The organism is Sphingobium limneticum, assembly GCF_008710155.1.
In the GTDB taxonomy this organism is placed as follows: Bacteria; Pseudomonadota; Alphaproteobacteria; order Sphingomonadales; family Sphingomonadaceae; genus Sphingobium; species Sphingobium limneticum.
Window position 1 is genome coordinate 48,445 of the sequence record NZ_VYPZ01000009.1, and the last position, 22,194, is coordinate 70,638.

At 65.6% G+C, this 22,194-nt stretch carries 19 protein-coding genes and 1 riboswitch; of the genes, 1 reads left to right on the forward strand and 18 read right to left on the reverse strand.

Annotated elements, in window-relative coordinates:
• Window positions 1-68: 68 nt before the first annotated feature.
• Entirely contained in the window at window positions 69-2,072 is a 2,004-nt protein-coding gene (locus F4U94_RS12765) for an ATP-binding protein (protein ID WP_120250620.1), read from the forward strand.
• Here F4U94_RS12765 and F4U94_RS12770 read toward each other — a convergent pair.
• The 18 genes from F4U94_RS12770 to F4U94_RS12855 all read right to left on the reverse strand — a co-directional run bounded on the left by F4U94_RS12770 (window position 2,029) and on the right by F4U94_RS12855 (window position 22,149).
• Window positions 2,029-2,919, reverse strand: a complete 891-nt coding sequence (locus F4U94_RS12770) for a hypothetical protein (protein ID WP_120250621.1) — start codon at window positions 2,917-2,919, stop codon at window positions 2,029-2,031. The genes F4U94_RS12765 and F4U94_RS12770 overlap by 44 nt on opposite strands.
• A gap of 56 nt (window positions 2,920-2,975) precedes the next feature.
• A complete protein-coding gene (locus tag F4U94_RS12775; RefSeq protein WP_120250622.1) occupies window positions 2,976-3,620 on the reverse strand; it encodes a DUF938 domain-containing protein in 645 nt (214 codons plus the stop codon).
• Window positions 3,617-5,188 carry an aminomethyl-transferring glycine dehydrogenase subunit GcvPB gene (gene gcvPB, locus F4U94_RS12780; RefSeq protein WP_120250623.1) on the reverse strand — a complete coding sequence of 524 codons (1,572 nt, stop codon included), beginning with the start codon at window positions 5,186-5,188 and terminating at the stop codon, window positions 3,617-3,619. The genes F4U94_RS12775 and gcvPB overlap by 4 nt, the downstream gene beginning before the upstream one ends.
• Window positions 5,185-6,543, reverse strand: coding sequence for an aminomethyl-transferring glycine dehydrogenase subunit GcvPA (gene gcvPA / locus F4U94_RS12785; protein WP_120250624.1), 1,359 nt, complete (start codon window positions 6,541-6,543; stop codon window positions 5,185-5,187). Before gcvPA ends, gcvPB begins: the two co-directional genes overlap by 4 nt.
• A gap of 147 nt (window positions 6,544-6,690) precedes the next feature.
• Entirely contained in the window at window positions 6,691-7,062 is a 372-nt protein-coding gene (gene gcvH, locus F4U94_RS12790) for a glycine cleavage system protein GcvH (RefSeq protein ID WP_120250625.1), read from the reverse strand.
• A gap of 27 nt (window positions 7,063-7,089) precedes the next feature.
• Entirely contained in the window at window positions 7,090-8,238 is a 1,149-nt protein-coding gene (gcvT, locus tag F4U94_RS12795) for a glycine cleavage system aminomethyltransferase GcvT (RefSeq protein WP_120250626.1), read from the reverse strand.
• A 177-nt stretch (window positions 8,239-8,415) separates the two neighbouring features.
• A riboswitch (glycine riboswitch) is annotated at window positions 8,416-8,515 on the reverse strand.
• Window positions 8,516-8,569: 54 nt separating this feature from the next.
• The gene (locus tag F4U94_RS12800) at window positions 8,570-8,860 is read right to left on the reverse strand and encodes a DUF6966 domain-containing protein (protein ID WP_120250627.1); all 291 of its coding nucleotides are present in this window, start codon (window positions 8,858-8,860) and stop codon (window positions 8,570-8,572) included.
• A gap of 96 nt (window positions 8,861-8,956) precedes the next feature.
• Window positions 8,957-10,117, reverse strand: coding sequence for a deoxyguanosinetriphosphate triphosphohydrolase (locus F4U94_RS12805; RefSeq protein WP_120250628.1), 1,161 nt, complete (start codon window positions 10,115-10,117; stop codon window positions 8,957-8,959).
• A 316-nt stretch (window positions 10,118-10,433) separates the two neighbouring features.
• Window positions 10,434-12,383: a tetratricopeptide repeat protein gene (locus tag F4U94_RS12810; protein ID WP_428842948.1), complete on the reverse strand. Its 1,950-nt coding sequence runs from the start codon at window positions 12,381-12,383 to the stop codon at window positions 10,434-10,436.
• 123 nt (window positions 12,384-12,506) lie between these two features.
• On the reverse strand, window positions 12,507-13,955 hold the full coding sequence (gene ftsZ / locus F4U94_RS12815; protein ID WP_120252129.1) for a cell division protein FtsZ: 1,449 nt from the start codon (window positions 13,953-13,955) through the stop codon (window positions 12,507-12,509).
• 107 nt (window positions 13,956-14,062) lie between these two features.
• Window positions 14,063-15,346 carry a cell division protein FtsA gene (gene ftsA, locus F4U94_RS12820; RefSeq protein WP_120250630.1) on the reverse strand — a complete coding sequence of 428 codons (1,284 nt, stop codon included), beginning with the start codon at window positions 15,344-15,346 and terminating at the stop codon, window positions 14,063-14,065.
• Between the two features lie 6 nt (window positions 15,347-15,352).
• Window positions 15,353-16,297, reverse strand: a complete 945-nt coding sequence (locus F4U94_RS12825) for a cell division protein FtsQ/DivIB (RefSeq protein WP_120252130.1) — start codon at window positions 16,295-16,297, stop codon at window positions 15,353-15,355.
• On the reverse strand, window positions 16,290-17,240 hold the full coding sequence (locus F4U94_RS12830) for a D-alanine--D-alanine ligase (protein ID WP_120250631.1): 951 nt from the start codon (window positions 17,238-17,240) through the stop codon (window positions 16,290-16,292). Before F4U94_RS12830 ends, F4U94_RS12825 begins: the two co-directional genes overlap by 8 nt.
• Complete coding sequence (gene murB / locus F4U94_RS12835; protein WP_172598773.1) at window positions 17,237-18,145, reverse strand: UDP-N-acetylmuramate dehydrogenase; 909 nt, start codon at window positions 18,143-18,145, stop codon at window positions 17,237-17,239. The genes F4U94_RS12830 and murB overlap by 4 nt, the downstream gene beginning before the upstream one ends.
• 5 nt (window positions 18,146-18,150) lie before the next feature.
• Window positions 18,151-18,348: a hypothetical protein gene (locus F4U94_RS12840; protein ID WP_120250633.1), complete on the reverse strand. Its 198-nt coding sequence runs from the start codon at window positions 18,346-18,348 to the stop codon at window positions 18,151-18,153.
• Entirely contained in the window at window positions 18,348-19,787 is a 1,440-nt protein-coding gene (gene murC, locus F4U94_RS12845; protein ID WP_120250634.1) for a UDP-N-acetylmuramate--L-alanine ligase, read from the reverse strand. Before murC ends, F4U94_RS12840 begins: the two co-directional genes overlap by 1 nt.
• Window positions 19,784-20,950 carry an undecaprenyldiphospho-muramoylpentapeptide beta-N-acetylglucosaminyltransferase gene (murG, locus tag F4U94_RS12850; RefSeq protein WP_120250635.1) on the reverse strand — a complete coding sequence of 389 codons (1,167 nt, stop codon included), beginning with the start codon at window positions 20,948-20,950 and terminating at the stop codon, window positions 19,784-19,786. Before murG ends, murC begins: the two co-directional genes overlap by 4 nt.
• Window positions 20,947-22,149, reverse strand: a complete 1,203-nt coding sequence (locus F4U94_RS12855) for an FtsW/RodA/SpoVE family cell cycle protein (RefSeq protein WP_120252131.1) — start codon at window positions 22,147-22,149, stop codon at window positions 20,947-20,949. Before F4U94_RS12855 ends, murG begins: the two co-directional genes overlap by 4 nt.
• Between the last annotated feature and the right edge of the window lie 45 nt (window positions 22,150-22,194).

Here is a 22,194-nt window from a genome sequence, read left to right on the forward strand (position 1 = left end):
GCGCACCCATGGAACTTTTCATCGCCGACGTATCGCCTTGCGCCTTGTTCGGCTAGTGTAACGGTCCGATGGCCGATACCGACTTTCTTGGCGACCAATATGATTGGGGCCGCGCGCTTGTCCGGCGCGCGCTGCCGCTGCTGCTTGGCCTGTTGTTGGTCGGATCGCTGGGGGCGCTGATCTACAGCGCCAGCAACGCATCGCGCGACCATGCGCAGGCACTGGCCGAACAGCAGAGCAGCTTCGAGGTGATCGCACTGGCACGCGGGTTCGAGGCGCGGATGGCGCGCGCCGAAGTGACATTGGCCCGCTATGTGATCAGCCTGGACCCCGATACCGGGCGCCTGTTCCAGGACCAGTGGCGCGGCGCCGCCAGCCAGTTGAAGACGCTGGGCTATGCGACGCGAGGGTCCGCTTGGCAAAGTGGCAATGTCGCGGCGCTGCGCTATGCCTTCATCGCACGCGGCAAGACGCTGAACGAGATCGGCCTGCGCACCACCTACGACCAGAAGATGGGGGCGCTGGCGCGATTCCATCAGGCCGGCAAGAGCCAGGATCTGCGGCGGATCACCGCCCTGCTCGACCTGGTCATCAAGGCGGAGAATGACCGGCTGCGCGAACGCAGCCTGGCGGTGACGCTGGCGGGCGATCGCAACGAATGGGTGGGCAAGACGTCGCGGCTGGTCGGGCTGGCGATGCTGGTGTGCATATTGTTCGGCATCTGGTTCGCCAACACGGCCTTTCGCGAGCGACGCACGGCGCGGCGATTGGCGGAGGTGGAGAGCGAACGCGCCGATCGGCTGGAGGCGGCGGTAGCGGCGCGCACGGCCGAACTGTCGGACGCCTATGAGCAGTTGAAGCAGGAATCGGCGGAGCGCGCGGCGGCGCAGGATCATCTGCGCCAGATGCAGAAGATGGACGCGGTGGGCCAGCTGACCGGCGGCATCGCTCATGATTTCAACAATATGCTGGCGGTCGTCGTCGGCGGGCTGGAACTGGCCAAGCGCAAGATGGCGTTGAAGCCCGACGAAGCGGACCGGCATCTGGACAATGCGATGGAGGGCGCCAATCGCGCGGCGGCACTGACCCGGCGGTTGCTGGCCTTTGCCCGGTCGGAGCCGTTATTGCCGAGCGCCGTCGATCCCGATTCGTTGCTGAGCGGGATGGCCGACCTGATCGATCGGACGATCGGCGACCAGATCAGCGTGCAGTTCGCCGAGGGCGCGAGCGGATGGCGCATCTTCGTCGATCAGCATCAGATGGAAAATGCGATCCTGAACCTGTGCGTCAATGCGCGCGACGCGATGGAGGGACGCGGGCGGCTGACGCTGGCGACGGGGCAGACATTGCTGTCCGACGGCGAAGTCGGGGAATGCATGGCGGGCGATTATGTGACCGTCAGCGTGACCGACGACGGGTGCGGCATGGCGCCGGATGTGCTGGCGCGCGTGTTCGAGCCCTTCTTCACCACAAAGCCCGTGGGCAAGGGTACGGGCCTGGGTCTCAGCCAGATTTTCGGTTTCGTGCGCCAGTGCGGTGGTGAAATTCGCATCGAGTCGACGCCCGGCCTTGGCACCGGCGTTCATCTCTATCTGCCGCGATCGACCGGGGCGCAAGTGGCGGTGGAAGCCGAAACCAGCTTCGCCCGCGCGCCGGTGGAACAGCCCCCCACGCGCATCCTGGTGGTGGAGGATGACGCGCGCGTGCTGAACCAGACGATGGCGGCGTTGAGCGAACTGGGCCATCTGCCGATCGCGTGCGACCATCCGGGCAAGGCGGCCAAGCTGCTGGCGAGCCATGGCGACATCGGCCTGATCATCAGCGACGTGTTGATGCCCGACATGACCGGGCCGGAAATGGTGAAGGCCCTGCCCGCACGCTTCCAGCATCTGCCGGTGCTGTTCGTGACCGGCTATACCGGCGACGGCAATGACAGCTCCGATTTCGCGGGACATCAGGTGCTGCGCAAACCCTATACGCTGATGGCGCTGGGACAGGCGCTGGGCCAGACGCTCAGCGACCAGAATCTTAACGGATTGCGCCGCCCCGGAACAGCCGCGGCAGCAGAGTGACCGCGCCCAGCAACGGCCAGCGCCGTTGCCAGGGCTTGATCTCTATCTTCGTACCGGCATGGCGATTGATCTTCCACGCCAGATAATCGATGCCGCCGGCATAGGTGAAGCTGGCCTTGGCCAGGCGCGTGACCGACAGCCGCTTGCCGCGCCGCTGAAGCTGGCGCCAGAGCGCCGGGGCGTCGGCCGGCGACGGCGGCAGGCCATCGGCCAATGCGGCGTCGCCGAAGCGACGATAGCGGTCGGGATCGGCATCGACGATGGAGAGGGAGCGGCCCTTCTTCTCGGCGCGCAGTTCGGCATTATAGGTGAGGGTGAAGCCGGTCTTCCACAGGTCGAGGGCATTCGCCGGTTTTGGCCCCTGCCCTTCGTGCATCGGCTTTGCCAGCGACAGGAGTGTCGGCGCAGCCTGCGCCACGGCGGCGATGGCGCGCTGGCGGGCGAGATCGTCCGAGGCCCAGAGCAGGCGCGAAGGTTGGGCGAAGCGCGCCCAGACCGAGACATTGTCCGCCGCCGGGCTGTTGAGCCGGGCGAAATCGGCTTCCGACAGGACCGCATATTTTGCGATCAGGCCATTATGTTCGAACGGGAAGACATTGGGCGGGATCAGCCGGTTGGCGGTCGCGAGCCAGCTTTTGCCATAAGCGGTCGGATAGTCCGACACGATCAGGTAGAAATCGAGCATCAGCCCGTCGAGATTGGCCTCCCGCAGGCAGGAGCCGTAGAAGAGGACGGCGCGAGCGGCGGCGCAATATTGGGCGGCCAGCGCCCCGGCCATGGCGGCCGCGCGTGGATCGGCCGGGGACGAGAGTTCGGCGGTGACCAGGGAGAGGAGTTGGTTGGGCATTGTCTATATCATTCGTATCAAATCAATGCCGGCTTTCGCAGGCGCATGTCGTTCTTTCAATCCCGCCGTCGGAATAAGAGCGACAGATTGTTCGCGGGCATTTCGATCAGGCGGTCGAACCGCAGGCGCTGCATATCCGCTGCCGCGATCACATCCTCCACGCCGCGCAGGCCCCAGCGAGGATCGCGCGCCTTGAGCGAGGCGTCGAAGGCGAGGTTGCTGGGCGCGGTATCCACGCCTACGCGGGTATAGGGGCCGTAGAGATAGAGGAGGCCGCCCGGTGGCAGCGCCGCCCCTGCCCCGCGCAACAAGCCGAGCGTCGCGGCCCATGGCGAGATATGGATCATGTTGATGCAGAGGATAGCGTCGGCTTGAGCGAACGGCCAGTCGCCGGCGGCGTCCAATTGCATCGGCGCGCGGAGGTTTGGCAGGTTCGCGTCGGCGCGCCATGCGGCGATCGAGGCGAGCGCGGAGGGATCGGGATCGGTGGGTTGCCAGTCCAGCGCCGGGAAAGCAGCGGCGAAGTGGACGGCATGTTCGCCACTGCCGCTCGCGACTTCCAGCACAAGACCGGAGGATGGCAGGGCGTCGCGCAGGATATCCGTGATGGCGTCACGGTTGCGCTGCGTCGCGGGGGCGTGGCGTTTTCCCGCGACGGCAGGGCCGGAACCCGGTTGCCAGGGTTCCGGCCTGTCGGTCATTCCGCGGCGATCGCCAGCGCGGGGTCGGTCCAGGTCAGGATCGGCTTGCGCGCGGCCAGCGTCTCGTCAAGGCGACGGCGCGGGGCGTGATAGGGCGCGCCCTTGAGCGCTTCGTCGCCCGCCTTGGCCCGCTCGGCCAGGCTGCGCAGGGCCAGAATGAACTGGTCCAGTGCGGCCTTGCTTTCGGTTTCGGTCGGTTCGACCAGCATCGCGCCATGGACGACCAGCGGGAAATACATGGTCATCGGGTGGAAGCCTTCGTCGATCAGCCCCTTGGCGATGTCGAGCGTGGTGAAGCCTTCGGCCAGGCCCTTATCGCTGAACAGCGCTTCGTGCATGCACGGGCCGCTGCCGCCGAAGGGCGCGTCCAGCACATCGTCCAGGCTGCGCAGGATATAGTTGGCGTTCAGCACTGCGTCGTTCGCGACCTGGCGCAGGCCGTCCGCACCATGGCTGAGGATATAGGTCAGCGCGCGGGTGAACATGCCCATCTGGCCATGGAAGGCGACCATGCGGCCGAAGGTCTGGGCGTGGTGATCCTCCGCCGTTTCCTCTTCGACCAGCGCAAAGCTGTCGCCCTGCTTTTCCACGAAGGGGAGCGGCGCGAAGGGCGTGAGCGCTTCGGACAGCACGACCGGGCCGGAGCCGGGACCGCCGCCGCCATGGGGGGTGGAAAAGGTCTTGTGCAGGTTGATGTGCATCGCATCGACGCCCAGGTCGCCGGGGCGGACGCGGCCGACGATGGCGTTGAAGTTCGCGCCGTCGCAATAGACGAAGGCCCCGGCGGCATGGACCGCGTCGGAGATGGTCTTCATGTCGCGTTCGAACAGGCCGCAGGTGTTGGGGTTGGTGATCATCACCGCCGCAACATCGGGGCCTAGGCGGGCCTTCAAGGCTTCGAGGTCCACGCGGCCTTCGGCAGTCGCGGGAATATCCTCCACCTTATAGCCGCAGAAGGCAGCGGTGGCGGGGTTGGTGCCATGGGCGCTTTCGGGGACGAGAACCACGCTGCGCGCGTCGCCGCGGGCTTCCAGAGCGGCGCGGATGGCGAGCAGACCGCACAGTTCGCCATGAGCGCCGGCCTTGGGCGACATCGCGACCGAGTGCATGCCGGTCAGCGTCACCAGCCACGCGGCCAGTTCATGGATGACGGCCAGCGCGCCCTGCACGGTGGACTGCGGCTGAAGCGGGTGGATGTCGGCGAAACCGGGCATCCGCGCGACCTTTTCATTCAGGCGCGGGTTATGCTTCATGGTGCAGCTGCCGAGCGGGAACAGGCCAAGGTCGATGGCATAGTTCTGACGCGACAGGCGCGTGTAATGACGCACCGTTTCCTGTTCCGACAGGCCGGGCAGACCGATGCTGTCGGTGCGGGCGAGGCTGCCGAGGCGGCTGACTACCTGGGGCGCGGCGGCGAAATCGACGCCGGTCGTGTCGGTCGAGCCGATCTCGAATATCAGCGCTTCTTCCAGCATCAGCGCGCGATTACCAGTGGCGGTTTGCGGGGCCATATGGGCTTCCTTGACGGGAACGGGGGTGGTCGGGCGACCTTCCTTCAGCATGCTCATGCCAGTTCCTCCTCAAGCGCGGCGGCAAGACTTTCGATATCCTCCGCCGTGACGGTTTCAGTCACGGCGACGACCAGGCCGTTGCCGATCTGCGGCGCGTCGGGGAAGAGGCGGCCGAGCGAGACGCCAGCGAGAATGCCCTTGTCGGCCAGGGTGCGCACGACGTCGCGCGCATCCTTGGTCAGAACCAGGGTGAATTCGTTGAAGAAGCCATCGTTGAGCAGCGTGACGCCCGGTACCTTGGCGAGGCGATCGGCCGCCTGCACGGCGAGGCCATGGTTCAGCGTTGCGAGTTCGCGCAGGCCGCGTTCGCCCAGCAGGGTCATGTGGATGCTGAAGGCCAGCGCGCACAGGCCCGAATTGGTGCAGATGTTCGACGTGGCCTTTTCACGACGGATATGCTGCTCGCGGGTAGAAAGCGTCAGCACGAAGCCGCGCTTGCCCGCCGCATCGACGGTTTCACCGCACAGGCGACCCGGCATTTGGCGGACATATTTCTGCTTGCAGCCGAATAGGCCCAGATAGGGACCGCCGAACTGGAGGCCGACGCCGATCGACTGACCTTCGCCCACGACGATGTCCGCGCCCATATGGCCCGGCGCCTTGATCGCCCCGAGGGCGACAGGCTCGGTGACGACCGCGACCAGCAGCGCACCGGCGGCATGGGCAGCGTCGGCGAGCGGGGTCAGGTCGGCGATGCGGCCCAGAATGTCGGGATATTGGACGACGACGCAGCTGGTATCCTTGTCGATGCTGGCGATCAGCGCGTCGATGTCGGTCGTGGCGTCCAGGGTCGGCGCTTCATGCACCAGCGCGTCGCCGGTGAATTTCGCCATGGTGTTGGCCACCGAGACATAATGGGGATGCAGGCCGGACGAGAGCAAGGCCTTGCCGCGCTTGGTGATGCGGCGGGCCATGCCGATCGCTTCCCAGCAGGCGGTCGAGCCGTCATACATGGAGGCGTTGGCGACGTCGACGCCCAGCAGGCGCGCCACCTGCGTCTGGAATTCGAACAGCACCTGGAGCGTGCCCTGCGCGATTTCCGGCTGATAAGGCGTGTAGGCGGTCAGAAATTCGCCGCGCTGGATCAGATGATCGACGCTGGCGGGGACATGATGTTTGTAGGCGCCGGCACCCAGGAAGAAGGGCGCCTCCCCTGCCGACAGATTTTTCCGCGCAAGCGCGCCCATGTGGCGCTCGACCGCCAGTTCGCTGGCATGATCGGGCAGGCCGGCGATGGTGCCGGTCAGGCGGGCCTCTGCAGGCACGTCCACGAACAGGTCATCGATGGACGACGCGCCGATGACGGACAGCATATCCTGCCGGTCGGTGTCGGTAAGGGGTAGGTAGCGCATATATTTCTCCACTCCCCTCCCTTTCAAGGGAGAGGCCGGGGGTGGGTCCGCCGCGCCAGCGGCGGCTCTTCGGGACAGGTTTCAGGCTCCCTGCGGTCGCCACCCACCCCAACCCCTCCCTTGAAAGGGAGGGGCTTTTCTTGTTGTTTAGAGGCTCGCCACGAACTTCTTGTAGGCGGCTTCGTTCATCAGGCCTTCCAGCTCGCTGGTGTCGGCGATGCGCAGTTTGAAGAACCAGCCATCTTCCTCCGCGTCGCTGTTGACCAGCGCGGGTTCGTCTTCCAGCGCGCTGTTGCTTTCGACCACTTCGCCCGAGATCGGGGCATAGACGTCGGACGCGGCCTTGACCGATTCCACGACGGCGGCGTCGTCGCCCTTGTCGAAGGTCGTGCCTTCGGCGGGCAGTTCGACGAACACGATGTCGCCCAGCTGTTCCTGTGCATAGTCGGTGATGCCGACGGTGGCGATTTCGCCCTCTACGTCGATCCACTCATGTTCTTCGGTGAAATAACGGCTCATTCTACTACCCTCCGAAAATATGCAGACTCAGGCCTTGCGGCGATAACGATGCGGAACGAACGGCATCGGCGCAACCTCAGCGGCGATGCGCTTGCCGCGCACTTCTATTTCGAGCGCGGTCCCTTCCGCGCTGTGCGGCAGGCTGACCCAGCCCATCGCGATCGGCGCGCCCACGCTCGGCGCGAAGCCGCCGGATGTGACTTCGCCGACCTGGGTGGCGCCGATATGGATGGTCGCGCCTTCGCGGGCCGGCAGGCGGCCTTCGATCTTGAGGCCCACGCGCTTGAAACCCGGCCCATCGGCCAGTTCCTTCATGACGCGGGCGTGACCGATGAAGCCGCCTTCCTCGCGGCGGCGCTTCTGGATCGCGAAGCCCAGGTCCGCACCGATGGTGCTGACGGCGGGCGACAGGTCATGGCCGTAGAGCGGCAGGCCGGCCTCCAGACGCAGCGAATCGCGCGCGCCAAGGCCGATCGGCTTGACCTGCGGCAGTGCGCACAGCGCATCGGCGAGCAGGGTCGCGTCGTCGGCGGGGATGCTGATTTCAAAGCCATCTTCGCCGGTATAGCCCGAACGACTGATCCAGAGCGGCACGCCGCGCCAGGTGAACAGGCCCGACTGCATGAAGAGGAGGTCGGCGGTTTGCGGGATGAGCGCAGCGAGCGCCTCGCCCGCTTGCGGTCCTTGCAGCGCCAGCAGCGCCTGATCGGCCATATGATTCATGACGACGGCGTCGGGCAGATGTTCGATGATCCAGCCGATATCGTCATATTTGGTCGCGCCGTTGACGACCATGTAGATGGCGGCGCCTTCGAACGCGCCGTCGCCCGGCCGCGATACCATCAGGTCGTCGAGAATGCCGCCTTCATGGTCGAGCAGCATGGAATAGCGCTGACGGAAAGGCTTCAGCCCCTTGATGTCGCTGGGCAGCAGGGTTTCGAGCGCGTCGTCCACGCCCTCTCCACTGAAGGTCAGCTGACCCATATGGCTGACGTCGAACAGGCCGGCATGTTCGCGGGTCCAGCTATGTTCGGCCATGATGCCTTCATATTGGATCGGCATATGATAGCCGGCAAAGCCGACCATGCGCGCGCCACGGGCGCGGTGCCAGGCGTCGAGCGGGAGCGCTTCGAGCGGCAGGTCTTCGAAATGCGTGGCGTCTTGCGTGCCGGACATGAGCGGCCTTTCCGTGCAGGAGGTGGTAGCGACAGCATAGACAGGCCCGGAGTCGGACCTGTGACAACTGCCACCCCCTCTGTCACGGAACCTGAGAGCTTTGACCAGCGGCCTTGCGGCCACATGGCTTACCCCTTCGGTGGGACAGCATCAGCCGTCCGCTTTCCAGAGTGCCTTGCGCGCGATGCGGTCCTTTAACCTGAGAGATTCCGGGGCGGTTGCTCCTTCGGTGACGGGGTGGCCTCAAAGGCTTCCCATGCTCTCCCGCATCGTGCCCGGCGAACGAATCCGCCAGAGACGGATGTCGCATTGCGTCAAACGCACGGGCGCGTCAATCGGCTTGTTCTTCCTGCGCCAGACGCTGCGCCATGGCGCGGGCCGCGGTGCGGCAGCTGTTCAGTTCAGCCTGGGCGGCGGGATCGGTCAGGGTCAGGTCGGCAAAGCTCCCCTCCCCTTCATACAGGGCCAGATACCGTTCGACTCCGTTGAAATTGGAGTCCGCGATCATGCGGTGGAGAAGGTCGACCTTGTCCGCCCAGACGCGCGCATCATGGCGACGCAACAGGCGGGAAAGATCGTCGAGCTGGGCGGCGAAAGCCGCGATCTGGGGATGAAGTGCCATGGCGCATAGCTACAAGGATGCGGCAGCGGGCGGCAAGATGCGGGGTAGGAACGGATCGTTTCGGATCAGGAAAAACAGCCTTGATGACGAGTAGGTTTATGCGCCCACGCCCGCCTTCCCGAATATCTCCGCATGGCGCTTTTCGGCGTAGCGGTCGGTCATGCCGGCGATGAAATCGGCGATGTGGCGGCTGCGGCTGGGTTCTTCGAGCGTGCAATCGTCGCGCCATTCGGGCGGCATCAGCGCCGGATCGGCCTGATAGGCGGCGAACAGGTCGGTGACGATGACGCGCGCCCGGTCGGCCGCCGCCAATTGTTCGGGATGATGGTAGAGGGTCGCGTACATGAAGCGCTTGAGATCGCGCTCCTGCTCGGCAAGTTCGGGCGAGAAGGCGACCAAGGTGCGGCCCAGCGCGCGGACGTCCTCCACCGTTTCGACGCGCGACTGCGCGATATTGGCGCGCGTGGCGGCGAGCAGGTCGTTGGCCATGACGCCGATCTGTTCGCGCACCAGTTCCCGCAGCAGGCGATCGGGCGCGACATCGGGATAGCGGGTGCGCACCCGGTCCCAGCAATTGGCGACGAAGGGCACGGTGAGAAGCTGGTCGAGCGTCAGCAGGCCGGCGCGCAGGCCATCGTCGATGTCATGATTGTCATAGGCGATATCGTCGGAAATCGCCGCCAGCTGCGCCTCCAGCGAGGCGTGGCTGGTGAGGTTCATCGGGAAAAGCGCGTCCAGTTCGCGCATCGCCCAGCCCGGATGCGCGATCGGGCCATTATGCTTGGCCAGCCCCTCCAGCATCTCCCAGCTGAGATTGAGGCCCCGAAACCGCGGATAGGGGCTTTCGAGCAGCATCAACGTGCGCAGCGTATGGGCATTATGATCGAAGCCGCCATGGTCTTCGAGCGCGGCTTCCAGCGCATCCTCGCCCGCATGGCCGAAAGGCGGATGGCCGATATCATGGGCGAGGCAGAGGGCTTCGGTCAGATCTTCGTTGAGGCCCAGCGTACGCGCGGTAGTGCGGCCGATCTGCGCGACCTCCAGGCTGTGGGTCAGGCGGACGCGAAAATGATCGCCATCGGGCGAGACGAACACCTGCGTCTTGTGGCGCAGGCGGCGGAAGGCGATGGAGTGGATGATCCGGTCGCGGTCCCGCTGAAACACGTCGCGCGGCCCCCGCACCTCCCCGCCCGGCTCGGCATGAAGGCGGCCATGGCTGGCGTCGGGATGGCAGGCATAGGAAGCAAGCGTCGTCATGCTGTGCCTGTTAGCCCAAAGCGGCCCGGGTTTGAACGGCTAGTGAGGGGTGGTTGCATATTTGGTGATGCGGCGGCGGGTTTGGGTGGGTGCGGACAGGCGGCTTTTCCTAGCCCTCTCCCGTTTTCACGGGAGAGGGTTGGGTGAGGGTCTTTCTTCTTGCTGGTAGGAAGTGCTTGCTCAGAAAGAAAAAAAGACCCTCACCGACTGCGACTAGGCAGCAAGCTGCCAAGTCTTCGTTGCCTCTCCCGCGAAGGCGGGAGAGGATAAAAGGAGCGTCCATCTTCTGGTTGTAAATGGACATCTTATAGCAACCTCACTCCCCGGCCAGCTTCTCCACCTCTTCGCCGGCTTCGCTGCGCCAGGCGAAGACGTCCGCGCCATCCTTCTTCAGGCTGGTTTCCAGTTCCTTGGCGCGGGTGAAGCTGGCGAAGGGACCGACCAGCAAGCGATTCGTGCGGCCCCAACTGGCGCTCCACGCGCCTTGCGGGGCCAGGATCGTGTATTTCTTGCGCAGGCCCTTCATGGTGAAGCCAAGCGCGCCCTTGCTCTGGCCGACGCCGACCTGAAGCCAGTTGCGCGAGGGATTGGCCGCGAGCCGCTTCTTTTCTTCCGCTGCGGCCTTGGCCTTCGCATCGGCTTCGGCCTTCACCTTAGCCGCGGCGTCCTTCTTGGCCTTGTCGGCCGCCGCCTTGGCCGCGGCCTGCCGTTCGGCGCGGCGGGTGGCCTGAATCGTGGCGACCTCGTTCAGGTCGACGGCGGCAACGCTCGCCTGGCGCTCGCCCTGCGGCACATCGATGGCGCGGATGATGTCGGCCAGCGTGCGGACCATTTCGGGGTCGGGCTGCTGCGCGGTGGCGGGCGACTGGGTGACGGGCGCCGGCGACGCCTCAGCGCTGGGCGTCGTTGCAGCCGGTGCCGGCTGAGGCGATGCCGTCGCGGGCGTTGGCGGCGTGGGCGCCTGCGCGAGGGCAGTCGCGTTCAGTTGCGATCCACTGCTGGCCGGCGGGTTTTGCGGCGGCGTGGCGCGCGGCGCGTTGTTCTGGATCGATTCGAAGCCCGGCGCCGGCGGTCCCTGCATGGCGGTGGACGGGAAGCTTTCTCCGGGCCGCAGCGGGACAGTTTCCGTGCGGGTCTGCGCGCCGTTTCCGCGTTCATCGGACGGAAGCGACTGCACCTGCGGCGCTGGCGCCGAGCGGCTGGGTTGCGGCGTGGGCTGTTGCAGGATCGGCTGGCGCGTGGGTTGCGGCACTGGCGGCCTGGTCGCGGCCTGCGCCACCTGTGCCTGAGCCGGGCGGGTTTGCGCCGGCGGTGTTTGTGTCGGACGGCGAGCAGCGGCCAGCCGCTCTTCGCGGGCCTTGCGGGCGGCCTCACGCTGCTGGCGGCGCTGTTCGCTGCGGCTGAGCGGTTTCGTCTTTTCCGGCGTGGCGGCTGCGACGGTGACCGGCTTGGCCACGGCGATGCCGGGCGCCGGCGGGGTCGGCGTGATTGCCGCGATGCTGGTGCCGATCTGCTGCGGAAAATGGCCGAAATGCACCGCTGCGGCCTTTTGCGCGGCGGTCAGATAGGGCATTTTCTGCATATAGGGGGTGATGGCGCCGGCCAGCTGCGCGGGCATGGTCTGCTCCGCAACCTTCTTCGCGTCGGCCTGCTTATTGTTCATCGCCAGGATGAAGGCCTTGTAGCGCCAGGCGGCCCGATCGCTCTTGTAGAGCAAGGGTTCGAGGATCTTGTCCGACGCAGCGACCTGACCGGAGATGCCGAGCGAAGCGGCGTAGCGGCGCACCAGTTCGTCATCATTGGGCGTGCGTTGCAACGCCGCCTGATAATCGCGCTGTGCGCCGGCCTGGTCGCCGGTCATATCCTTGGCCAGACCGCGATCGGACAGGATGGTCGCGTCGGGATAGCCGAGGCGTTGCGCCTGATCGAACAGGCGCAACGCCTCGGCCGGGTTCTGCATCTTGAGCATCACCCGACCAAGGCCCGCCTTGATCCGGCCATTGCCGCTCTCGATCGCGTCGGCGCGCGCGTAAAAGCCCGCAGCCGCGCGCGGATCGTCCAGCGCCAGCGCGGCTTCACCCGCCCCGATCAACGCCGCGACGTCGCGCGGATTGGCCGCGAGCCGGGCCAGATTGGCATTGAGATCGGCCGCACCGAGCGGGCGGACCAGTTGGGACTGGTCGAGTTGCGCCTGCGCCATGCCTGTCGGCAGCACGATCGCACCGGACAGGCAAAGTCCGAGAATCCAAGGAGAAGTCTGTTTCACATCCGGGCCTTAATCGATCGCATGCTGAATAGGAAATTGGCGCAACGAAAAAGCGCGCCGGGTTGCCCCAGGCAACCGACAGCGCGCTTCATCATGTCCTCACGGCCGGAGCCGGCCTGAAAATTACTGGTTGCTCTGACGATTCAGGAAGCGGGGGATGTCCACGCCCGGCGCAGCATCGTCAGCGCCCGGCGCCTTGTCCGCACCGCGGGTCAGACCGGCCATGCGCTCGAACAAGGTGCCGCCGGTGGCGACACGCGGTGCCGGCGCGGCAGGGGCAGACTGTTCGGCCGCTTCGGCACCAAGCACCAGTTCGTCTTGACTGCTATCCTCGTCATCGAACACCGCCGCAGGCTTGGGCTGCGAGAAGGACGACGGGACCGGAGCCGGCGCAACCGGCGCAGGCGCGGCGGGTACGTCGAGTTCCAGCGTCTCGGGCTGCGGCGCGGGGGCCGGCGTCGGCGCAGGTGCGGCGACGGGGGCCGGCTGTGCCACGACCGGCGCAGGCTTGGGCGCTGCTGCGTGCGGCTGCGACTGGGGCACCGAAACCGACGGGCGGTTGGCGAAGCTGAACGGCTGCGTCAGCGGTGCGGCATTGCCGCCGGCTTCCGCTTCGATACCGGTGGCGACCACCGACACGCGGATCTTGCCGTTGAGGCCGTCATTGAAGGCGCTGCCCCAGATGATGTTCGCGTCCGGATCGACCAGTTCGCGGATATGGTTGGCAGCTTCGTCCACTTCCATCAGGCGCATGTCGTCGCCACCGACGATGGACACGATCACACCCTTCGCGCCGCGCATCGACACGCCGTCGAGCAGCGGGTTGGCGATCGCCTTTTCGGCGGCCTGAAGCGCACGGCCGTCGCCTTCGGCTTCGCCGGTGCCCATCATCGCCTTGCCCATTTCGCCCATCACCGAACGCACGTCGGCAAAGTCGAGATTGATGAGGCCGGGCATGATCATGAGATCGGTGATCGAGCGAACGCCCTGTTGCAGCACTTCGTCCGCCATCTGGAACGCTTCCTTGAAGGTCGTGTTCGGATTGGCGATCAGGAAGAGATTCTGGTTCGGAATGACGATCAGCGTATCGACATGCTTCTGCAACTCTTCGATGCCGGCGTCGGCCGACTTCATGCGGCGATTGCCTTCGAAGGTGAAAGGCTTGGTCACGACGCCGACGGTCAGGATGCCGCGATCGCGCGCAGCCTTCGCGATGACGGGGGCCGCGCCGGTGCCGGTGCCGCCGCCCATGCCGGCGGTGATGAAGCACATATGCGCGCCGTTGAGCGCTTCTTCGACCGAAGCGATGGTTTCTTCAGCGGCCGCCTTGCCGATTTCGGGGCGCGAACCGGCGCCCAGACCTTCGGTGATTTGCGGGCCAAGCTGAATACGCCGTTCGGCCGGCGAGCTGTTCAGCGCCTGCGCGTCGGTATTCGCCACGATGAAGTCCACGCCTTCGACCGAAGCGGCAATCATGTTCGCGATGGCATTGCCGCCCGCGCCGCCGACGCCGATCACCGCGATGCGCGGCTTCAGTTCGTCCACATGCGGTGGGCTGATTTCAATGCTCATAAATTCTGCTCCCTCAGCTTCCTCGTCAGGAAGCAACGCCGTCATACAATGTTAACACCAGAAAATAGCGTATTTCACCAGCTATTTTCGTCTTTATAGCATTTCGTCTAATAGTTCGTCTTCATCGCGCGCATCATACGCTGCCACCAGAGCGGGGCACCCAGACGATGCACCGTTTGCGGCGCAGGCGCCATCGTACGGAGATCAACCGGGTTGGAAGCGCCGTAAAGCGCGAGGCCCGCCAATGTCGCGAAGGCCGGCCCACTATGCGCTTCGGGCATGGCGGACAAGCCCCTTGGTCGCCCGACGCGCACGGCACGGCCCAGAGCGCCCTGCGCATAATCGGCAATGCCCTTCATTTCCGCGCCGCCGCCGGTCAGAACGACCTGACGCCCGGTGGAGTTGAAGCCCATGCCGGCCAGCGCCGCATTCACTTCGGTCATGATCTGATTGAGCCGTTCGCAAATGACGCCGACCAGCGATGCGCGGGTGATCTTGCCCCCTTCCGCATTGGGACCGGCGGCTTGCCCCGGAATCGCAGCTTCGCCATGGGGCGGCGCAATCTCTATCATCTCGCGGAAATCGCGGGGGTTCTGCATGGCCGAACCATAGAAGCATTTGATCCGCTCCGCCTGGCTGCGGCGGATGCCGAAGGAGGAGGCGATGTCGTCGGTAATGTCGGCCGCCCCCATCGGGATGGAATGAAGGCCGACCAGCATGCCGCCGGCGTAGAGCGACACATTGGTGACGCCCGCGCCCATTTCCACCAGGGCAACGCCCAGGTCGCGCTCTTCCTCCGACAGGCAGGCAAGGCCGGTCGCGATCGGCGCGGCGACGATCGAATTGACGTTGAGATAGGCGCCACGTACGCACAGGTCGAGATTGGCGAGCGGCGCGCCGTCCGCCAGCACGACATGGATGTCGACGCCCAACAGGTCGGCGTGCATGCCGAGCGGCTTCTTCACCGGCACCTTGCCATTGATGGTGAAGCAGGTCGGCTGGGCATGGAGGACGATGCGACCATCGGGGTCGATGCCCTGCTGCCCGGTGGTCAACAGGTCGTCGATATCGGGCTGCTCGATGCGATAGCCGCCCATGTCGCGCTCGACCGTGACGACGTCGCTGACGAGGGAGCCACCCGAAAAGCTGACCCACACATCCTCGATATTGGTGCCTGCGACCCGCTCCGCCTGCTCCACGGTTTCGCGGACGGCCAGTTCGGTACGCTCCATGTCCGCGATGAAACCCCGGCGCACGCCACGGCTTTCCCGCTGACCCGTGCCCAGGATCGCGAGTTCGCCGGTGTCGGTGCGACCTGCGATCAGCGCCGACACTTTCCAGGAGCCAATGTCGATCGCGGTAATGAGCTTTTCGACCTTGGGCTGCGCCATCTTGTCTTAGCCTTCCTCGCCTGCGTCCGGTGCCTTGGCGGTGGCCGCTGCGGCGTCGGTCGGCTTTTCCTCGACCTTGCCCTGCGGCAGGCGCAGGACGAAGCGGTCGGGATCGCGCATGTCGAATTTGACGATGCCCCGGCCAAGCAGCCGATTGACGCCGTCCATCCGCGCGAAATTCACTAGAGCACCAGCCGAATCCTTGTCACCTTCCGGCAGGGAGAGCGTCTCACCCGATTGAAAGCGCAGATCCCAGCGGCGGTTCCCGACCCAGGTCGCGCCGGCCAGCATGGGCTTCAAGGCCGGGGCATTTTCCATCAGACGATTGAGGCCGGCAGTCTGGCGATTGGCATTGGGCCCGACAACCAGCGGCAGATCCGGCATGGCGCTGGCGGAGACGGACTGAAGCACCACGCCCTGCACGTCGATCAGGTGCAATTGCCCCTCATGCTGCCACACGGCAACGGGGTCGCGCTCGACGATGTCGACCACAAGCGTATCGGGGAGGCGACGGGAAATGCGCGCATCCTTGACCCAGCCGAGTTTGAGCATATCCGCCCGCACCTTGGGCAGGTCGAGCGAGAGCATGGAGCGATCCACCTGGCCCAGCGCGATATTGTAGACGGCCAGTTCGTCCATCCGCTCGACGCCGCGCACCTCGACCTTGTCGACTTCGAAGCCGGCGCGGGCAGCGATGTCCGCCGCCTGCTGCCGGGCCATGCCGGGCAGGCCCGCGAAGATGGCGATGGAGATAAGGATCGCGCCGAAAATGCCGACGATCGCCCAGCTGGCCATGCGTTGCAGGGTCGCTTCGCTGACGGGCAGATATTCGATGAGCTGATCGACCCAGCTGCGGCGCTTGAGCGCACGGCCGCGACCGCCTTTCGTCGCCCTGCCCTTCGCGCTGCTCAGCCGTGCGGTGCCGCCGCGCCGGATACGTGCCTCAGCCATCGCCATGTCCCCCGGCGCGGTCCAGCGCCTCTGCCACAATAGTCTCTACCAGCGTGGCATAGTCAATGCCCAGCTTCGCCGCCTGTTCGGGGACGAGGCTCAAGGGCGTCATGCCCGGCTGGGTATTGACCTCCAGCAGGAAGAGCCCCTCGATCCCCTGCGTATCGTCCCAGCGGAAATCGGCGCGCGAAGCACCCTTGCAGCCCAAAAGCTGATGGGCGCGCAGGGCGATCGCCTTGCACGCTTCCGTAATTTCGGGCGGCAGGTCGGCGGGACAGATATGGTCCGTCATCCCGTCGGTATATTTGGCGTCGAAATCGTAGAAGCCGCTCTTGGGGCGCAGTTCGGTGACGAGCAAGGCTTCGTCGCCCAGCACGGCGGTCGTCAGTTCGCGGCCGCGAATATAGGGTTCGGCCAGCAGTTCGGGGAAGTCCTGCCAGGGGCCGACACTGTCGCGGCCGATAGGGTTGCCATAATTGCCCTCCGCCGTGACGATGGCGACGCCGACCGAGCTGCCTTCGTTGACGGGTTTCAGCACATAGGGGCGTGGCAGCGGATCGGCGGCGAAGAGGCTTTCGCTCTGCACGATATGGCCGCCGGGCATGGGAATGCCATGCGGCACCAGCGCCTGCTTGGTCAGCTGCTTGTCGATCGCGATGACCGATGTGGCCAGGCCGCTATGGGTGTAGGTGAGGCCCATCAGGTCCATCATGCCCTGCACGGTGCCGTTTTCACCGGGGACGCCGTGGAGCGCATTGAAGATCACGTCGGCCTTGGTTTCGGCAAGGCGCGCGGCGACGTTGCGGTCCATATCGATGCGCGTGACCTTATGGCCGCGCGATTCCAGCGCCTTGGCGACGCCCTCGCCCGACGACAGGGACACGGGGCGCTCCGCCGACCAGCCGCCCATGAGGACGGCGACATGCCAGGGACCACGGCTCATGCGATTTTTCCTTCGATCTTTTTAACACCCACTCGCTGAATTTCCCATTCCAGCTCGACGCCGCTCTTGTCCTTCACGCGGCGGCGGACTTCTTCGCCCAGCGCTTCGATATCGGCGCTGGTGGCGTCGCCGGTGTTCAGCAAGAAATTGGTGTGCTTTTCGCTCACCTGCGCGCCGCCCAGTTGCAGGCCGCGACAGCCCGCTTCGTCCACCAGCGCCCAGGCCTTATGCCCCTCCGGGTTCTTGAAGGTGGAGCCGCCGGTCTTGCTGCGCAGCGGCTGGCTTTCTTCGCGTGCCGTGGCGATGCGGTCCATTTCAGCCTGGATCGCGGCGGGTTCGCCCGGTTCGCCACGAAAAGTCGCGCTGACCACGATCGCGCCGTCGGTCAGGTTGGAATGGCGGTAGGTATAATGGAGGTCGCGGGCCAGCAGCGTGATCTGTTCACCCGATCGCAGCACGACGTCGCACGACACCAATATGTCCGCCGTCTCACGGCCATAGGCGCCGCCGTTCATGCGTACGAAGCCGCCGACCGTGCCGGGAATGGAGCGCAGAAATTCGAGGCCGGAAATGCCCACATCGCGCGCGGTCGAGGAAACCAAGATGCCCGATGCACCAGCGCCGCAGGTCAGCGTGACGTCATCGAGCCGATCGACCTTCGCGAAGGGCTTGCCCAGACGCACGACCACGCCCGGCACGCCGCCATCGCGCACGATGAGGTTGGAGCCGAGGCCGAGCGCCATGACCGGCACTTGCGGATCGAGCATGGCCAGGAAATCGGACAGGTCATCCGCATCCTTGGGCTCGAACAGCCATTGCGCCACGCCGCCCGCCTTGAACCAGACGAGCGGCGCCAGCGGGGCGTCAGCCTTGAGCGTGCCGCGAACGGGCGGGAGGGCGGTCATGGTCGTCAACCGCGCATGCCCCACAGGTTCATCCAGCCCTTCATCGCCTTCATGCCCGCCTGCCCCGCATCATGCGCGGCGAGGCTGGTCTGGACCTGCTTCTGCGCGGCCTCCACCATGTCGCGCGCGACCTCCACGCCCTGCATCTGGGCGTCGATCATGCGCTTCTGCATTTCCAGGCCTACGGCGAACAGCTCGAACATCAGACGGCTTCCTTCACGCTGTTCACGGCAGCGGCGAGGCCCGCCGCCCATTTGGTGATGTCGCCTGCGCCAAGGCAAATGACCATGTCGTCGGGCTGGATGTCGGCGGCGATGACGGCGGCCAGATCGGCGGCATCGGCCACGGTTCCGGCATGACGATGGCCGCGCCGTTTGAGGCCGGCGACCAGTGCGGCGCTGTCCACGCCTTCGATCGGCTGCTCGCCCGCCGTGTAGACGGGGGCGGCATAGACGATGTCGGCGTCGTTGAACGCCTGCTGGAACTCGTCCATCAGGTCGCGCAGGCGGGTGAAGCGGTGCGGCTGGACCACCGCGATGACGCGGCCCTTGGCGCCTTCGCGTGCGGCGGCGAGGACCGCCTTGATCTCCACCGGGTGGTGGCCATAATCGTCGATGACGGTGGCGGTGCCAGAGTTTCCGGTTTCTTGGCGAACCTCAATCTCGCCGACCTTGGTGAAGCGGCGCTTCACGCCGCCGAATTTGGCGAAGCCGGTCTGGATGGTCGCATCGTCGATGCCCATTTGCAGCGCCACGCCGATCGCCGCCATGGCGTTCAGCACATTGTGGCGACCGGGCATCGGCATTTCGATCCCCTCGATCCGGCGGGTCGACCCGTCGCGCTCGCGAATCTGGATGTCGAAGCGGTTGCCGCCGGGGATCGGCTGAACATTGTCGCCGCGAATATCGGCCTGGGCCGAGAAGCCGTAGGTCACGATGCGGCGGTCCTGCACGCGCGGCAGGATGGCCTGCACTTCGGGATGATCGAGGCAGAGCATCGCCGCGCCATAGAAGGGCACGTTGCCGACGAACTCGACAAAGGCGTCCTTCACCCGGTCGAAGCTGCCATAATGGTCCAGATGTTCAGGATCGATATTGGTGACGACGGCGATCGTGCCGTCGAGGCGCAGGAAGCTGCCGTCGCTCTCGTCGGCTTCCACGACCATCCAGTCGCTGTTGCCGAGGCGCGCGTTGGAGCCATAGCTGTTGATGATGCCGCCGTTGATGACCGTGGGGTCGACGCCGCCCGCGTCCAGCAGCGCGGCGACCATGGAGGTGGTCGTCGTCTTGCCATGCGTGCCGGCGATGGCCACGGTGGATTTGAGGCGCATCAGTTCGGCGAGCATTTCGGCGCGACGGATGACCGGGATACGGTTTTCCAGCGCCAGTTCGACCTCCGGATTGCCGCGCTTGATCGCGGTGGAGGTGACGACCACGGCGGCGTCGCCCAGATTTTCGGCCTTGTGACCGATCATCACCTTAATGCCCTTGGCGCGCAGCCCTTCCACGACATAGCCTTCGGCCACGTCGGACCCTTGCACGCTGTAACCCAGATTGTGCATCACTTCGGCGATACCGGACATGCCGATGCCGCCGATGCCGATGAAATGGATCGTGCCGATGTCTGTGCCGACACCCTTCATGCGGGAACTCCCTGGAGATTAAGCGTGGTCGGGGTCGGGCCGACCGTGACCGGATCATTGACGATGGGGGCATGGCCGATGCTTTCCAGCAGGTCGGCCATGTCGCGCGCGGCGTTGGGACGGCCGCAATTGCGGGCGCGCTTGGCCGCATTTTGCAGCGCGCCGGGTTCCAGCGCCATTTTCTGCATTTGCTTGGCCAGTTCGACCGCGGTGAAGCGCGCTTGGCTGATCGTACGCGCGCCGCCGGCTTCGGTCATTTCCTTGGCATTGGCGGTCTGATGATCGTCCATCGCGCTGGGCAGCGGGATGAGGATCGCGGGGCGGCCGGCGCAGGTGAGTTCGGCCAGCGTCGAGGCGCCAGCGCGGGCGATCACCAGATGCGACCAGCCCAGCTTTTCGGGCACATCATTGAAATAGGTGGCGAGGTCGGCGGGGATTTCCATCTCCGCATAGGTCTTGCGCACGCGCTCGATATCCTCGGCACGGCATTGCTGCGTCACTTGCAGGCGGCGGCGCAGCGCGACCGGCAGCATCGACAGGCCTTCGGGCACGACGCTGGACAGGATGGAGGCGCCCTGGCTGCCGCCGATCACCAGCACGCGGAAGACGCTTTCGTCGGTCAGCGCGGGAAACTCCTCCTCGCGCAACTGCTTCACTTCTTCGCGGACCGGATTGCCGATCAGGTGGACCTTGGCCGCATAGGCGCTCTTGAGGCGCTGGACGTCGGGATAGGCGGTGGCAATCGCATCGACCCGGCCCGACAGGATGCGGTTCACCCGGCCCAGCACGGCATTTTGTTCGTGGATCGCGGTCGGGATGCCGTCCGCCAGCGCGCCGAGCAGCGCGGGCATGGCGGGATAGCCGCCAAAGCCGACCACGGCGGTCGGGCGGAAGGTTTCGTTCAGTCGGCGGGACATGGCACGACCGGCCAGGATCGCCTTGAGCGCGCCGGGCCAGCTGAGCGGGTTCTTCGTCATGCGACCGGCGGGCATGATATGCACCTGCGCCTTGTCGAACAGGCCGGGGATCTTCGCGCCGCGCTCATCGGTGACGAGGGCGACATGATGGCCGCGCGCCATCAGTTCCTCCGCCACGGCGTGCGCTGGAATCATATGACCCCCCGTCCCGCCGGCGGCGAGGACGAAGTGACGGGAAATGCTCATCGACCACTCCATTTGACGACCGTGTGCCGACCCATGAAGGGGTTGCGCCGCGTGAATGCGAGCAGCAGGCCGACGCCGATACAAAGCGCTAGCATAGAGGAGCCACCGTAGCTGATAAAGGGCAGCGTCATGCCTTTTGACGGAAATATCTGCGCATTGACGCCCATGTTGATGATTGCCTGAAGCCCGAACTGGGTGGTGAGGCCGGCGGCGGCGAGGATGGTGAACACATCCTCCTCATCCAGCAGCCGCAGCAGCACGCGCACCACGATGGCGAGATAGACGCAGGCGATGGCGATGCAGGCAAGCAAGCCGAACTCTTCGCCGATGACCGAGAAGATATAGTCGGTATGCGCTTCGGGCAGGCGGAACTTGTTCTGTCCCCCGCCCGGCCCGACGCCGGTGAAGCCGCCATGGGAAATGGTGCGGAAGGCAAGGTCGGTCTGATCCGGGCCGGCATCCAGCTGGACACCGATGCCCAGAAAGTCGTTCACGCGCTGCCGCCCATTTTCATAGAACATATAGACGGCGACCAGCCCCGCCAGCGCCACCCCGCCCATCGCGCCGATGAAGCGCATCGATACGCCCGACAGCAACAGCAATACGCCAAGGCAGGCGCAGAAAATCACGGTCTGGCCGAAGTCGGGCTGACGCATCAGGATGATGGCGATGAGGCCGGTGACGCAGAAGCTCAGCGGCACGACCGGCAGGCTCATATCCTTGGTCCGCAGCGACAGCAGCCAGGCGAGCGCCACGACGAAGACGGGCTTGAGGAACTCCGAAGGCTGAAAGCGGAAGCCCGGCAGGTCGATCCAGCGCTTCGCCCCGTTCACGGTGGACCCAAGGATCGGCACGCACAGCAGCATCACGAAGAAGAAGGCGCAGCCGAAGATGGCGAGCCGCCGCGCCTGCGGCCGGGGCAGCATGGAGATGATGAGCATGACCGGCAGGCCGATGAACACCCACATCAGCTGGCGGTAGAAATAGATCAGCGGATTGACCGCGACCGAGGCGGTCGATCGGTCGATCGCGGCGACGGGGGAAGCAGCGGCGACCGCCACCAGCCCGATCGCCATCAGCGTGACGATGAGCGACAGCAGAACGCGGTCGATTTCCCAGAACCAGATGGCGAGCGCCGTCCGTTCGCGCGGCACGGTGCGGGTGCGGAAACCCTTCACCAGTTCGCCAGCCTTGAACATGCGCGTCGTCCCTTCCCTGCCCATCGTGTCGCCCCCGACTTGGTG